General features: G+C 69.7%; 15 protein-coding genes. 14 read left to right on the top strand and 1 reads right to left on the bottom strand.

Translation table 11 applies throughout. The annotated features are described in order from the left end of the window. Nucleotides 1-8 precede the first annotated feature (8 nt). From LXT13_RS19495 to LXT13_RS19475, 5 genes are read left to right on the top strand one after another with little or no spacing between them, the layout of a single operon-like run. Nucleotides 9-590: a cupin domain-containing protein gene (locus LXT13_RS19495; protein WP_233373637.1), complete on the top strand. Its 582-nt coding sequence runs from the start codon at nucleotides 9-11 to the stop codon at nucleotides 588-590. A gap of 9 nt (nucleotides 591-599) precedes the next feature. Then, nucleotides 600-1,538, top strand: a complete 939-nt coding sequence (locus LXT13_RS19490; RefSeq protein WP_233373636.1) for an NAD-dependent epimerase/dehydratase family protein — start codon at nucleotides 600-602, stop codon at nucleotides 1,536-1,538. A 22-nt stretch (nucleotides 1,539-1,560) separates the two neighbouring features. Then, nucleotides 1,561-2,727, top strand: a complete 1,167-nt coding sequence (locus tag LXT13_RS19485; RefSeq protein WP_233373635.1) for an MFS transporter — start codon at nucleotides 1,561-1,563, stop codon at nucleotides 2,725-2,727. Then, the gene (locus LXT13_RS19480) at nucleotides 2,724-3,713 is read left to right on the top strand and encodes a fumarylacetoacetate hydrolase family protein (RefSeq protein WP_233373634.1); all 990 of its coding nucleotides are present in this window, start codon (nucleotides 2,724-2,726) and stop codon (nucleotides 3,711-3,713) included. Before LXT13_RS19485 ends, LXT13_RS19480 begins: the two co-directional genes overlap by 4 nt. Before the next feature lie 13 nt (nucleotides 3,714-3,726). Beyond that, complete coding sequence (locus LXT13_RS19475) at nucleotides 3,727-4,530, top strand: cyclase family protein (RefSeq protein WP_233373633.1); 804 nt, start codon at nucleotides 3,727-3,729, stop codon at nucleotides 4,528-4,530. 59 nt (nucleotides 4,531-4,589) lie between these two features. Here LXT13_RS19475 and LXT13_RS19470 read toward each other — a convergent pair whose 3' ends face one another. Beyond that, complete coding sequence (locus tag LXT13_RS19470) at nucleotides 4,590-5,507, bottom strand: LysR family transcriptional regulator (protein WP_233373632.1); 918 nt, start codon at nucleotides 5,505-5,507, stop codon at nucleotides 4,590-4,592. 135 nt (nucleotides 5,508-5,642) lie between these two features. Here LXT13_RS19470 and LXT13_RS19465 point away from each other — a divergent pair, with 135 nt between their 5' ends. The 9 genes from LXT13_RS19465 to LXT13_RS19425 all read left to right on the top strand — a co-directional run bounded on the left by LXT13_RS19465 (nucleotide 5,643) and on the right by LXT13_RS19425 (nucleotide 13,450). Continuing rightward, nucleotides 5,643-6,320, top strand: a complete 678-nt coding sequence (locus tag LXT13_RS19465; protein WP_233373631.1) for a substrate-binding domain-containing protein — start codon at nucleotides 5,643-5,645, stop codon at nucleotides 6,318-6,320. After that, a complete protein-coding gene (locus LXT13_RS19460) occupies nucleotides 6,317-7,342 on the top strand; it encodes an amidohydrolase family protein (protein WP_233373630.1) in 1,026 nt (341 codons plus the stop codon). Before LXT13_RS19465 ends, LXT13_RS19460 begins: the two co-directional genes overlap by 4 nt. A gap of 1 nt (nucleotide 7,343) precedes the next feature. Continuing rightward, entirely contained in the window at nucleotides 7,344-8,027 is a 684-nt protein-coding gene (gene ligK, locus LXT13_RS19455) for a 4-carboxy-4-hydroxy-2-oxoadipate aldolase/oxaloacetate decarboxylase (protein ID WP_233373629.1), read from the top strand. A gap of 68 nt (nucleotides 8,028-8,095) precedes the next feature. Further along, nucleotides 8,096-9,271, top strand: coding sequence for a 4-hydroxybenzoate 3-monooxygenase (gene pobA, locus LXT13_RS19450; RefSeq protein WP_233373628.1), 1,176 nt, complete (start codon nucleotides 8,096-8,098; stop codon nucleotides 9,269-9,271). Between the two features lie 3 nt (nucleotides 9,272-9,274). Further along, on the top strand, nucleotides 9,275-10,192 hold the full coding sequence (locus tag LXT13_RS19445; RefSeq protein ID WP_233373627.1) for an amidohydrolase family protein: 918 nt from the start codon (nucleotides 9,275-9,277) through the stop codon (nucleotides 10,190-10,192). Then, nucleotides 10,192-10,632: a protocatechuate 4,5-dioxygenase subunit alpha gene (ligA, locus tag LXT13_RS19440; RefSeq protein ID WP_233373626.1), complete on the top strand. Its 441-nt coding sequence runs from the start codon at nucleotides 10,192-10,194 to the stop codon at nucleotides 10,630-10,632. Before LXT13_RS19445 ends, ligA begins: the two co-directional genes overlap by 1 nt. Nucleotides 10,633-10,635: 3 nt before the next feature. Beyond that, the gene (locus LXT13_RS19435) at nucleotides 10,636-11,502 is read left to right on the top strand and encodes a class III extradiol dioxygenase subunit beta (RefSeq protein WP_233373625.1); all 867 of its coding nucleotides are present in this window, start codon (nucleotides 10,636-10,638) and stop codon (nucleotides 11,500-11,502) included. Further along, nucleotides 11,499-12,455 (top strand): Gfo/Idh/MocA family oxidoreductase, encoded by a 957-nt coding sequence (locus tag LXT13_RS19430; RefSeq protein WP_233373624.1) that lies wholly within the window; start codon nucleotides 11,499-11,501, stop codon nucleotides 12,453-12,455. The genes LXT13_RS19435 and LXT13_RS19430 overlap by 4 nt, the downstream gene beginning before the upstream one ends. Next, nucleotides 12,452-13,450, top strand: a complete 999-nt coding sequence (locus LXT13_RS19425; RefSeq protein WP_233373623.1) for an aldo/keto reductase — start codon at nucleotides 12,452-12,454, stop codon at nucleotides 13,448-13,450. Before LXT13_RS19430 ends, LXT13_RS19425 begins: the two co-directional genes overlap by 4 nt. Nucleotides 13,451-13,460 lie beyond the last annotated feature (10 nt).

The raw sequence follows: 13,460 nt of genomic DNA, 5'->3' as shown, positions 1-13,460 counted from the left end.
AGCGAACGATGACGCTGCCCCAGATCCACCGCATCGTGACCGGCCATGACGACGACGGCCGCGCCTGCGTGACGTCCGCCGGCGCGCTGCCAAGCGTCGTGGAACTCCAGGCCATCCCCGGCACGGTCTTCCACGAGGTGTGGGCCACCCCTGCTACACCGGCCCCCATCGGCGCCGACGAGGACGACCCCACGCTCGGCCCGCTGCAACTGGCGCCGCCAGCCCGCGGCACGCGCATCCGCTTCGTCGACATCCCGCCCGACACGCCCGAGTTCCTCGCGCGCGGCCACGAGCGCATGGAGCAGGCCTTCGGCCAGGCCGGCGATGCCCGGCTGAGCACGGTCAAAGCCGGCTCGCCCCACCCGCTGATGCACCGCACGGAGACGGTGGACTACGGAGTGGTCATCGCCGGCGAACTGACCCTGGTGCTGGACAACGACGAGGTGCTGCTCGGCCCGGGCAGCGTGGTCGTGCAGCGCGGCACCAACCACGCCTGGGCCAACCGTTCCGACCGCCCGTGCCGCATGCTCTTCGTGCTGGTGGACGGCCGGTACGACGCCGGGCTCGCACAGGCCCTCGCGGGTCATTGAGAGGCTGCCATGCACGTCATCGTCACCGGTGCAGCAGGCTATGTGGGCGAGGCCCTGGTGCAACGCCTGCTGGATGGCACCGTTCTCGGCCAGCTCACCCGGCTCAGCCTCGTCGATCAGGGCTTCGGCCCCCAAGCGGAGGCCTGGCGGCGAGACGCGCGGGTCGCCCTCTTCCCAGGCCAGTTCGCCGAGGCCGCCGTGCTTGACCGGCTGCTGCGCGAGCCGGCCGATGTGGTCTACCACCTCGCCAGCGTCCCGGGGGGGCTGGCGGAGCGCGAACCTCGGCTCGGCCAGCGCGTCAACCTGCACGACACGCTGCGCTTGTTCGACGCGGTGGCGGCCGGCGGCAGCGTCACGCGGCTGGTGTTCGCCAGCTCCGTGGCCGTCTACGGCGCCCTGCAGCCCCTGACCTGCGTGGAAGAAGCCGCCGCGCCGGCCCCGCAGTCCAGCTACGGCGCCCACAAGCTGATGGCCGAGGTCCACCTGGCCGACCTGAGCCGCCGTGGTCAGGTCGACGGCCTCTCGCTGCGCCTGCCCGGCATCGTGGCTCGACCCGGCACCTCGGCCGGGCATGGCTCGGCCTTCATGAGCGACCTCATCCGCACGCTGCGCGCCGGCCAGCCCTACACCTGTCCGGTCTCGGCCGAAGGTCGCTGCTGGTGGATGTCGCGTCAGCGCTGCGTCGACAACCTGCTGCACGCCGCCACGCTGCCGGCCGGCCAAATGCCGCGCTCGCGCGTCGTGCAGCTGCCGGTGCTGCTCGCGTCGGTGCAGGCCGTTGCCCACGAGGCGGCCCGGAGCGCAGACACGCTGTTGCGCCACCAGCCCGACGAGCGCATCGAAAACCTCTTCGCGCGCATGCCACCGCTGCACACGCCCGAGGCCCGCGCGCTGGGCTTCATGGACGACATGACCCTGAGCCAACTCGTCGACAACGCGCTGGCATGAAGCCGGCCCACCAGGAGACCCCATGAGCAAGACAGAGAGCGCCGCCGGACGGGCCGTGCTGATGGCAGCGCACTGCGCCGGCATGATCGACCTCGTCACCCTGCCCGTCTGGGTCGGCACGCTGATGTCGGCCTATCGCTTCGACCCCCAGCAGGCCGGGGCACTGGTCACCTGCTTCCTGGCTGGCGCCGTGGTGGCCAGCCTCTTCTTCGCGCCGCGGTTCCACCGCGTGGCCGCCCGGCCCATGGCGGCGCTGGCGTATGGCGTGGCGGCGCTTGCCTTCTTCGGCGTGACGCTGGTGGACGGCTTCGAGCTCATGGCGGCGCTGCACGCCATGGCCGGCCTGGCCGCCGGCTGCGGCCTGTCCTTCACGCACGGCAGCATCGGCCGCAGCGCCAACCCGCACCGACTGTTCGCCATGGCCGGCCTGGCCCTGGGTGTCTTCGCCATCCCGATGCTCGGCGGCCTGCCGGCGCTGGTGTCGGCCGCTGGCGGCGCCGCCATGTTCCACGTGTTCGCCGGCGTGATGGCGGTGGCGGCCCTGCTGGCCGCACTGGCCTTTCCCAGTGTCCGGGCGCCGGCCGGCAGCCGCAGCGGCGCGCCAGCCACGCCGCTGCGGCCCACGGCATGGCGCGCAATGGCCGGCGTGGCCTGCTTGGCGCTGGTGCAGGCGATGCTGTTCAGCTTCGTCGAGCGCATCGGCAACGAACGCTTCGGCCCCGGGGCTGTCGCGTCCATGCTCATCGTGCTCGGCTTCGTGACCCTGCTGCCAGCGCCGCTGGCGGCGCTGCTGCAGCGCCGGCTGGCGCCGCAGCAGGTGCTGCTTGCCGGGCCGGCCACTCAGGTGCTGATCGCGCTGGTCATCACGCAGAGCACGGGCTTCCTGCCGTTTGCCGCGGCCGTGATCCTGCTGCCCTGCGTGATGATCTTCAGCCACACCTTCGCCTTCGGCGCGATCGCCCGGCTCGACCCGAGCGGCCGCGCCGTCGCGGCCACGCCGGCCATGACCATGATCGGCGCGGCGATCGGCCCCATCCTCGGCGGCACTCTCGTGAAGGCGGGGGGCTACACACCGCTGGCGATTGCGGCGGCCCTCATCGCGGCCGTGTCCATCGCCTGCTTCCTCGCGCTGCTTCGTCCGCAGGACAGCGGCGCTTCCCTGAGCTTGGAAAACGGAACCCACCCATGAAACTCGCCACGCTCTGCGACGGCACGCCGGATGGCCGTCTCGTCGTCGTTTCCCGCGACCTCTCCCGCGCCGTCGCTGCCGGCGCGACGCGGCCTCACCTCATAAGTGTGCTGTCGCATTGGGAGCAGGAGCGGCTGCAGCTGCAGGCCCTCTACGACAGCCTCAACGCGGGCACGGCCGCCGACAGCTTCGCCTTCGACCCATGCCACTGCATGGCCCCGCTGCCGCGCAGCCCGCAGTGGCTGGACGCCTCGGCCTTCTTGAACCACGGTCGCCTGATGGAGACCGCCTTCAACACCCCGCCCATTCCCAAGTTCGACACCGTGCCGGTCATGTATCAGGGCGCCAGCGACGATTTCCTCGGTCCATGCGACGACGTGCCGCTGCCCAGCGAAGCCGACGGCATCGACTTCGAGGGCGAGTTCGGCGTCGTCGTCGACCGCGTGCCTCTGGGCGCCACGCCGGCCGAGGCGCTGGCCGCCGTGCGCCTCGTCGTGCAGATCAACGACTGGAGCTTGCGCGCGCTCGGTCCCCACGAGATGGCCACCGGCTTCGGCTTCCTGCAGGCCAAACCGTCGACGAGCTTCGCACCCGTGGCCGTCACGCCCGACGAGCTGGGCGACGCCTGGCAGGCAGGCCGCGTGCACCTGGCGCTGCACGTGCAGCTCAACGGCCAACGTTTCGGCGAGCCGCATGGCCGCGAGATGAACTTCGACTTCGGCCAGCTCGTCGCCCATGCCGCGCGCACGCGCCGCCTGTCGGCCGGCACCATCGTCGGCTCCGGCACGGTGTCCAACGTGTCGCGTGCCGCCGGCTCGGCCTGCCTCGCCGAGCGGCGCGTCATCGAGATCATCGACACGGGCCAGGCCCGCACGCCCTTCATGCGCTTCGGCGACCGCGTGTCCATGCAGGCTCACTTCGACGACGGCCGGCCCGGCCCCTTCGGCCGCATCGACCAGCAGGTCGTCGCTGCCCGACAGCCCTGACCCGGAGACCGCCATGACCACAGCAAAGCCCAAGCGCCGCTTCGTCGACCTGTCCATCTACCTCGAGAACGACGTGCTGTCGGACCCGCCGCCGCTGGCACCGCGCATCACCTACCAGAAGCACACCGACACGGTGCAGGAGTTCATGAGCCTGCTGCCGGGCACGCAGGCCAGCGACTATCCCGACGGCGAGGCCGCCGCCGCCGAGTGGGTCACGCTGACGACGCACAACGGCACGCACCTGGATGCGCCCTATCACTTCCACTCCACGCAGGACGCCAAGCTCGGCGAGGCCCGCCCGTCGATCACCATCGACGAGGTGCCGCTGGAATGGTGCTTCCAGCCCGGCGTCAAGCTGGACTTCCGCCACCTGCCCGACGGCCATGTCGTCACCGCCGCCGAGGTCGAGGCCGAGCTGCGCCGCATCGGCCACACGCTGCAGCCGCTGGATATCGTCATGGTCAACACCCGCGCCGGCGCCCGCTACGGCCAGCGCGACTTTGTGAACGCCGGCTGCGGGATGGGCTACGAGGCCACGATGTACCTGCTCGAACGCGGCGTGCGCCTCACGGGCACCGATGCCTGGAGCTGGGACGCGCCCTTCAGCTACACCGCCCGCAAGATCGCCGAGACAGGCGACAAGTCGCTGATCTGGGAGGGCCACAAGGCCGGCCGCGACATCGGCTACTGCCATCTGGAGAAGCTGCACAACCTCGAAGCCCTGCCGCCGCACGGGTTCACGGTGAGCTGCTTCCCACAAAAGATCCGCGGCGCCTCGGCCGGCTGGACGCGCGCCGTCGCCATCTTCGAGGACTGACGTGGCGCCCGACCGCGCCGCCGCGAGGCGCGACGAGGCGACAGCGGCGCGGCCTGGCGTCAAGCCGTCGTCGGGGCCTGCACCGCGCCGTCGCGCGGCATCCTGAAATGCTCCAACAGCAGCGAAGCCAGCCCGCGCTGCAGCGGCGTGGGCCGCCGGTTGGCCGGAGTGACCAGGCACAGCGTGCAATGCAGGTCTTCGGTGTCGAAGCGGCTCACGGCCAGGCGCTCCCTGCGCTCGTAGCTGTGCAGCGCGTCCTCGCCCAGCGCCGCGTGGCCGACGCCGGCCGCCACCAAGTCAAGCAGGGCGGGCACGCTGGACACCTCCCAGCGCACATCCAGCTGCATGCCCGCCATCGCCGCCGCCGACTCCAGTCGGCTGCGAAAGAGCTGGCCGCGCTGCGGCATTACCAGCGGCAGCTGGGCCAGGCGTTGCAGCGTCAGCGGGCCTGTGGGCGCCTGCGCCACGGCGCTGTACAGACACAGGGCCTCGCGACGCAGCGGCACGATCTCCAGCGCCGGCAGCGGCTCGGGGTTGTAGACCAGCGCGAGGTCGCAGCGGCCCGTCAGCAGCCACTCGGTCAGCGTCGTCGAAAAGCCTTCCATGATTGCCAGCCGTGCCGCGGGCCAGCGCGCCTGAAAGGCCTGGATCAGCGGCAGCGTCAGCAGCCGGGCTTGCGTGGGCGGCACGGCCAGAGTGATGCTGCCAGCCGGTTCATCGCGCTGGGCCCGCAAGTCCTCGCGGGCGTGTTGAACGAGTTGCAGGATGTCCTGCCCATGCTCCAGCAAGCGGCGTCCGGCCTCCGTCAGGCGCACGCCGCGGCCGTGTCGCTCCAGCAGCGTCTCGCGCAGGTCCACCTCCAGCGCCCGCACCTGGCGGCTCAGCAAAGGCTGGGCCACGCCCAGCACCAGCGCCGCCTTACTGAAGCTGCCATGTTCGGCCACGTGGACGAAGGCTTCGATCTGGGACAGGTTCATGCGCGGGAGCAGGCCAAGGGGCGACGGACCGGTCGGACTGTACGTTGCCACCCGGTGCGACTCATCAGTTTCTGCATAGCAGCTAGGCCGAGCCAGAACTATCTCGATGGGAGTCGGCTTCGCAGAATGCACCGCATGCAAACGCTGAACGGCATTTCCTCGATGGCCACGCGCACGCTCGTCGCCGAACTGGCCCAGGCTCATGCGCAGGCCAGCGGCCGGGCCGTGGCGATGCATGCGGCCGGCGGCGTGGACGTGGTCCGGCGGCTGCGCAACGGCGAGCGCTTCGACGTGGTGGTGCTGGCCGACGATGCGCTGCAGGCGTTGGCGCGCGAAGGCTGGGTCGGCCCGGTACGCGCATTCGCCGACTCGGCGGTGGCCGCCGCTGTACCGGCCGGCGCACGGGCGCCCGTGCTGGCCAGCGCCGACGACTTCCGTGCGGCCGTGCTCGACGCCACGGCCATCGGCTACTCGACGGGGCCGAGCGGCACGGCGCTGCTGGCCTTGTTCCAGCGCTGGGGCCTGCTGGACGCGCTGCGCCCGCGGCTGGTACAGGCAGCGCCCGGCGTGCCGGTCGCGGCGCTGCTGGCACGCGGTGAGGTCAGCCTGGGCCTGCAGCAGCGCAGCGAGCTGCTGGGCCAGCCGGGCATCACGCTGCTCGGCGACCTGCCCGCCGAACCGGCCTTCACGAGCCGCTTCGGCGCTGCCCTGGGCCAGGCCGCCGGCCCCGGCGCACAGGCACTGCTGGACCACCTCTGCAGCCCGGACGCTGCCTTCACCAAACGCCGCCACGGCATGACGGAGCCTTCATGATCATTGACGTCCACGGTCACTACACCACGGCGCCCGCGGCGCTGGGTCTCTGGCGAGACCGGCAGATCGCCGCACTCAAGGACGGCACGCCGATGCCTCGCGCCTCCGAGCTGCGCATCAGCGACGACGAGCTGCGCGAATCCATCGAGACCAACCAGCTTCGGAGGATGCGGGAGCGCGGCAGCGATCTGACGATCTTCAGCCCCCGGGCCAGCTTCATGGCCCACCACATCGGCGACTTCGAGGTCAGCTCAACCTGGGCGGCTCTGTGCAACGAGCTGTGCTTCCGCGTCAGCCAGCTCTTCCCCGAGCACTTCATCGGCGCCGCCATGCTGCCGCAGTCGCCAGGTGTGGACCCGATCAGCTGCCTCACCGAGCTGGAGCGCTGCGTGCGCGACTACGGCTTCGTGGGCATCAACCTCAACCCGGACCCGTCCGGCGGGCACTGGACCAGCCCGCCGCTAACCGACCGGCACTGGTACCCGCTCTACGAAACGATGGTGGAGCACGCCATCCCGGCCATGATCCACGTCAGCACCAGTTGCAATGCGTGCTTCCACACGACGGGTGCCCACTACCTGAATGCCGACACCACGGCCTTCATGCAATGCCTGACCGGCGACCTGTTCAAGGACTTTCCGACGCTGAGGTTCCTGATACCGCACGGCGGTGGCGCGGTGCCCTACCACTGGGGTCGCTTCCGGGGCCTCGCGCAGGAGCTGAAGAAGCCGCTACTGGATGAGCATCTGCTGAACAACATCTTCTTTGACACCTGCGTCTATCACCAACCCGGCATCGACCTGCTGACCGAGGTGATTCCGGTGAAAAACGTGCTGTTCGCCTCCGAGATGATCGGCGCGGTGCGGGGCGTCGACCCCACCACAGGCCACTACTACGACGACACCAGGCGCTACATCGAGGCCGCCGACCTCACGGACGAGGAGCGTCACCAGATCTTCGAGGGCAATGCCCGGCGCGTGTTCGGCCGGCTCGACGCCCACCTCCGGCGCAAGGGGCTGTGACATGTACGAACTCGGAGTGGTCTACCGCAACATCACACGCACGGACACCGCCGTGGCCGAGGGCCTGGCGCGCCACGGCAGCGCCACCGTCCACGAGGCCATGGGCCGCGTCGGTCTGCTCAAGCCCTATATGCGCCCCATCTATGCCGGCGCCCAGGTCAGCGGCACCGCCGTCACCGTGCTGCTGCACCCGGGTGACAACTGGATGATGCATGTCGCGGCCGAGCAGATCCGACCGGGCGACATCGTCGTGGCCGCCATCACGGCGGAATGCACTGACGGCTACTTCGGCGACCTGCTGGCCACGTCCTTCCAGGCGCGCGGCGCACGCGCCCTCGTCATCGACGCCGGCGTGCGCGACGTGAAGACGCTCACCGAGATGGGCTTTCCAGTCTGGAGCCGCGCCATCAGCAGCAAGGGCACGATCAAGGCGACGCTGGGCTCCGTCAACATCCCCGTGGTGTGCGCGGGCGCCCTCGTCCACCCAGGCGACGTGATCGTCGCCGACGACGACGGCATCGTCTGCGTGCCCCGCGCCGCGGCGCCTCGGACGCTGAATGCCGCAGCCCGCCGCGAGGCCCTGGAAGCCGACAAGCGCGAGCGCCTCGCCGCCGGCGTGCTCGGTCTGGACATGTACCAGATGCGCGAACCCCTGGCGCAGGCCGGCCTGCGCTACATCGACTAAGGAACAGCGCCCTCTTGAAGCGGCGAGGAGACAAACATGACCCCCATCAGACGCGTGCCCACCCCATCATGAAAACCCAGGTAGCCATCATCGGCGCAGGCCCCGCGGGCCTGCTGCTGTCGCAACTGCTGCATCTGCAGGGCATCCGGAGCGTCGTGCTGGAGCGCCAGACGCGTGCCTACGTGCTGTCTCGCATCCGCGCCGGCGTGCTGGAGAGCACCAGCGTGGACGTGCTCCGCGCTGCCGGCCTGGCCGGACGCATGGACCGCGACGGTCATCCGCACGATGGCATGCGTATCGCCTGGGCCGGGCGCGACAGCTTCTACGTCGACGCCGGCCGGCTGCTGGGCCGGCCGTTCATGACCTACGGGCAGACGCAGATCCAGGAAGACCTCTTCGCCGCGGCCGATGCACGCGGCCAGGCCGTGCTGCACGGCGCAGCCGACCTAACGCTGCACGACATCGACGGCGCAAGCCCCCGCGTCGATTTCACGCTCGACGGCCAGCGCCGACGGCTCGATTGCGACTACATCGCCGGCTGCGACGGCTTCCATGGCCCATCGCGCAAGGCCATGCCGGCCGGCGTGCTGCGCGAGTACGAGAAGGTCTACCCCTTCGGCTGGCTGGGCATCATGGCCCGCGTGCGGCCGCTGGAGGACGTGACTTATGCCTACCACCCGCGCGGCTTCGCGCTGGCCTCGCGCCGCAGCGATCAGCTCGGCCGCTTCTACATCCAGGTGCCGTTGAGCGACCGCGTGGAGGACTGGCCGGACGAGCGCTTCTGGCCCGAGTTCAAGGCGCGCTTCCCGGCCGAGCTGGCTGCGCAGATCGAAGAGGGGCCGTCCATCGAGAAGTCCATCGCGCCGTTGCGCAGCTTCGTCGCCGAGCCCATGTCGCACGGCCGGCTCTTCCTCGCGGGTGACGCCGCCCACATCGTGCCGCCCACCGGGGCCAAGGGGCTGAACCTCGCGGTGTCGGACGTGCACTACTTGTCGCGCGCGCTGGCGGCGCACTACCGCGATGGCCGCGACGAGCTGCTGCGCGGCTATAGCGACACCGCGCTTCGGCGAGTCTGGAGCAGCGTGCGGACGTCGTGGTATCTGACCAACCTGCTGCACAGCTACCCGGCCTCGACGGAGTTCGACCGCCGCGCGCAGGAGCATGAGCTGACCTATTTGCAGTCCTCGCCCCGGGCGCAGGCCGCGCTGGCCGAGCAGTACGCCGGCCTGCCGCTGGAAGGCTGAACCATGCACGTCCAGAAAACCCCCGGCTGGCTGGACTGGCACCCCGCCCCGTCGCGCCCGCGCTTCGTGCTGCCGGCCGGCAGCGTGGATGCGCACTGCCATGTGTTCGGTCCGGGCGCCGAGTTCCCCTTCGCGCGGGAGCGCAAGTACACGCCCTGCGACGCCGGCAAGCATCAGCTCTTCGCGCTGCGCGATCACCTCGGCTTCGCGCGCAACGTCATCGTGCAGGCCACCTGCCACGGAGCCGACAATCGCGCGATGGTGGACGCCTGCCGCGCCAGCCAGGGCCGGGCCCGGGGCGTGGCCACCGTCAGGCGAGGCATCACCGATGCCGAGCTGCATGACCTGCACGCGGCCGGCGTGCGGGGGGTGCGCTTCAACTTCGTCAAGCGCCTGGTCGACTTCACGCCCAAGGACGAGCTGCTGGAGATCGCGCACCGCATCCGGCCGCTAGGCTGGCATGTGGTCATCTACTTCGAGGCGGTCGACCTGCCCGAATTGTGGAACTTCTTCACCGCGCTGCCGACGCCGATCGTCGTGGACCATATGGGCCGCCCGGACGTGAGCCAGCCGCCGGACGGCCCGGAATTCAGCCTGTTCCTGAAGTTCATGGAAGAGCATCCCCATGTGTGGAGCAAGGTCAGCTGCCCGGAGCGCCTGTCCGTCACCGGCCCGGCGGCCCTGAACGGCGAGACGGCCGCCTACCGCGACGTGGTGCCGTTCGCCCGCCGGGTGGTCGAACGCTTCCCCGATCGCGTGCTGTGGGGCACGGACTGGCCCCATCCCAACCTCAAGGGGCACATGCCCGATGATGGCGCGCTGGTGGACTTTATTGCGCACATCGCCGTGACGTCCGACCTGCAGAGCCGCCTGCTCGTTGACAACCCCATGCGGCTGTACTGGCCCGAGGAGCAGTCCTGATGGCCCTTCACAAGCCCTATCTCGACATCCCCGGCACCACCATCTTCGACGCCGACATGTCACGCAAAGGCTATTGGCTCAACCAGTTCTGCATGTCGCTGATGAAGGCCGACAACCGCGCGCGCTTCAAGGCCGACGAACGCGCGTACCTCGACGAATGGCCCATGACGGAGCCACAGAAGGCCGCCGTGCTGTCGCGCGACCTGAATGAATGCATACGCCTCGGCGGCAACATCTACTTTCTCGCCAAGATCGGCTCCTCCGACGGCAAGAGCTTCCAGCAGATGGCCGGCAGCATGACCGGCATGACCGAGCAGGAGTACCGCGACATGATGATCGCCGGCGGACGTTCGCCCGAGGGCAACCGCCGCCTCGGCGAAGACGGCGACGCCCAACCCCACCGCCAGCCGCAGGGCGCCGGCGGCCGCAACAAGTCCTGAGCCATGGCACGGATCACCGCCTCCGTCTACACCTCCCACGTGCCCGCCATCGGCGCCGCGCTGGACCTGGGCAAGGCCCAAGAGCCCTACTGGCTGCCCGTCTTCCAGGGCTACGAGTTCGGCAAGCAATGGATCGCCGAGCGCAGGCCCGACGTGGTCTTCCTGGTCTACAACGACCACGCGAGCGCTTTCAGCCTGGAGCTGATTCCCACGTTCGCCATCGGCACGGCGGCGGACTACGAGATCGCCGATGAGGGCTTCGGTCCACGCCCGGTGCCGCGCGTGCAGGGGCATCCGGAACTGGCGTGGCATGTCGCGCAGTCGGTCATCCAGGACGACTTCGACCTCACCATCGTCAACAGGATGCCGGTCGACCACGGCCTGACAGTGCCGCTGTCGCTGATGTTCGGGGAGCGCCACCCGATGCGCGATGCCTGGCCGGTGAAGGTCATCCCGTTCGCGGTGAACGTGGTGCAGTACCCGGCCCCCTCGGGGCGGCGCTGCTTCCAGCTCGGCCAGGCAATCCGGCGCGCTGTGGAGTCCTTCGACGCCGACCTGGACGTGCAGATCTGGGGCACCGGCGGCATGAGCCACCAGCTGCAGGGGCCGCGCGCCGGCCTGATCAACCGCGAGTGGGACAACCGCTTCCTCGACCAGCTGATCCACGAACCCGCCGCGCTGGCCCAGCTGCCGCACATCGACTACGTGCGCGAGGCCGGGAGCGAGGGCATCGAGCTCGTCATGTGGCTGATCGCGCGTGGCGCCATGGCCGACGTGGCCGGGGGCCCTGTACCTCATGTGGCCCAACGTTTCTATCACGTGCCGGCGTCCAACACCGCCGTCGGCCATCTGATCCTCGAAAACCCATGAACACACCCATCCGCATCGCCCTGGCCGGGGCCGGGGCCTTCGGCATCAAGCACCTGGACGCGCTGAAGCAGATCGACGGCGTGCAGCTGACATCGCTGATCAGCCGCGACCTCGACAAGACGCGCGAAGTCGCCGCCCGCTACGGCATCGGCCACGTCGGCACCGAGCTGGATGACGCCCTCGCCCGCGACGACGTGGACGCCGTCATCCTGTGCACCCCCACGCAGATGCACGCGTCACAGGCCCTGGCCTGCCTGCAGGCGGGTAAGCATGTGCAGGTCGAGATCCCGCTGTGCGACGTGCTGCGCGACGGCGAGGCCGTGGTGAGGGCGCAGCGCGAGAGCGGACGGGTCGCAATGTGCGGCCATACGCGGCGCTTCAATCCCAGCCATCAGTGGGTGAAACGGCGCATCGTCGCGGGCGAGTTCCACATCCAGCAGATGGACGTGCAGACCTACTTTTTCCGCCGCACGAACATGAATGCGCTGGGCCAGCCGCGCAGCTGGACCGACCACCTGCTGTGGCATCACGCCGCGCACACCGTCGACCTGTTCGCCTATCAGTGCGGCAGTCCCATCGTGAAGGCCAACGCGCTGCAGGGGCCTATCCATCCGACGCTGGGCATCGCGATGGACATGAGCATCCAGCTGCAGGCCGCCAACGGGGCCATCTGCACGCTGAGCCTGTCCTTCAACAACGACGGGCCGCTGGGTACCTTCTTCCGCTACATCGGCGACGCGGGCACCTACATCGCGCGCTACGACGATCTCTTCACCGGCAAGGACGAGAAGATCGATGTGTCGGGCGTGGACGTGTCGATGAACGGCATCGAGCTGCAGGACCTCGAGTTCGTCGCCGCCATCCGTGAAGGTCGCGAGCCCAACGCCAGCGTTGCGCAGGTGCTGCCCTGCTACCAGGTGCTGCACCAGCTGGAACAGCAGCTGCTGGCATGAACAGCCGCCGCCTCGGCGACCTGCTGGTCGAGGCCGTCGGCCTCGGGTGCATGAACCTCAGCCATGCCTATGGGCGACCGCCCGAGGAGGCACGGGCCGAGGCTTTGCTGCACGAGGCGGTCGAGCTGGGCATGACCTGGTTCGACACGGCGGCACTGTACGGATTCGGCGCCAATGAGCGCCTGGTGGGCCGCGTGCTGCGGCCCCACCGCGACCGTGTCGTTCTGTGCAGCAAGGGTGGCATGACCGGACAGCCGATCGGGCCGGGCGGCACCTTGCAGCGCGTCATCGACGGCAGGCCCGAATCGCTGCAGCGCGATTGCGAGGAGAGCCTGCGCCGCCTGGGCACCGACGTGATCGACCTGTACTACCTGCACCGCTGGGACAAGCGCTTGCCCATCGAGGATTCTGTCGGCGCGCTCGCCCGGCTCGTCGAGCAGGGCAAGGTACGCATGATCGGCCTGTCGGAGGTTTCCGGCGTGACGCTGCGACGCGCGCATGCCGTGCATCCAATCGCTGCGTTGCAGTCGGAGTATTCGTTGTGGAGCCGCGATTCGGAGCGTGGAGCGCTCGCCGCCTGTGCCGATCTGGGCGTGGCCTTCGTGGCCTTTAGCCCGCTGGGACGCGGATTCCTGGCGGGGCGCGTCCAGGACCCTGAGTCGCTTGACGCCGGCGACCTGCGCCGCAGCATGCCCCGCTTCCAACCCGAAGCTTGGGCATCCAACCGGCTCATCCTGCAGCGCCTGAAAGAAGTGGCGAGCGAGCTGGGCTGCAGCCTCGCCCAGCTGGCCCTGGCATGGCTGCTGAACCGCGGACATCATGTGCTGGCCATTCCGGGGACCACGCAGCCGCCGCATCTGCGAGACAACTGGTCTGCCCGTTGCGTCACGCTCGACCCCGACGTGCAGGTCCGGCTGGAAGGCCTGATGGCTGGCATCGCGGGTGAGCGCTATGCCGCCGCCACCTTTGCCGAGATCGATTCAGACCGGGGGTGACCTCGGCTGC

It is taken from the genome of Pelomonas cellulosilytica, assembly GCF_021353265.1.
Lineage (GTDB): Bacteria > Pseudomonadota > Gammaproteobacteria > Burkholderiales > Burkholderiaceae_C > Pelomonas > Pelomonas cellulosilytica.
Note: the sequence above shows the minus strand (reverse complement) of the source record. Positions and strands in the feature narration are given on the sequence as shown.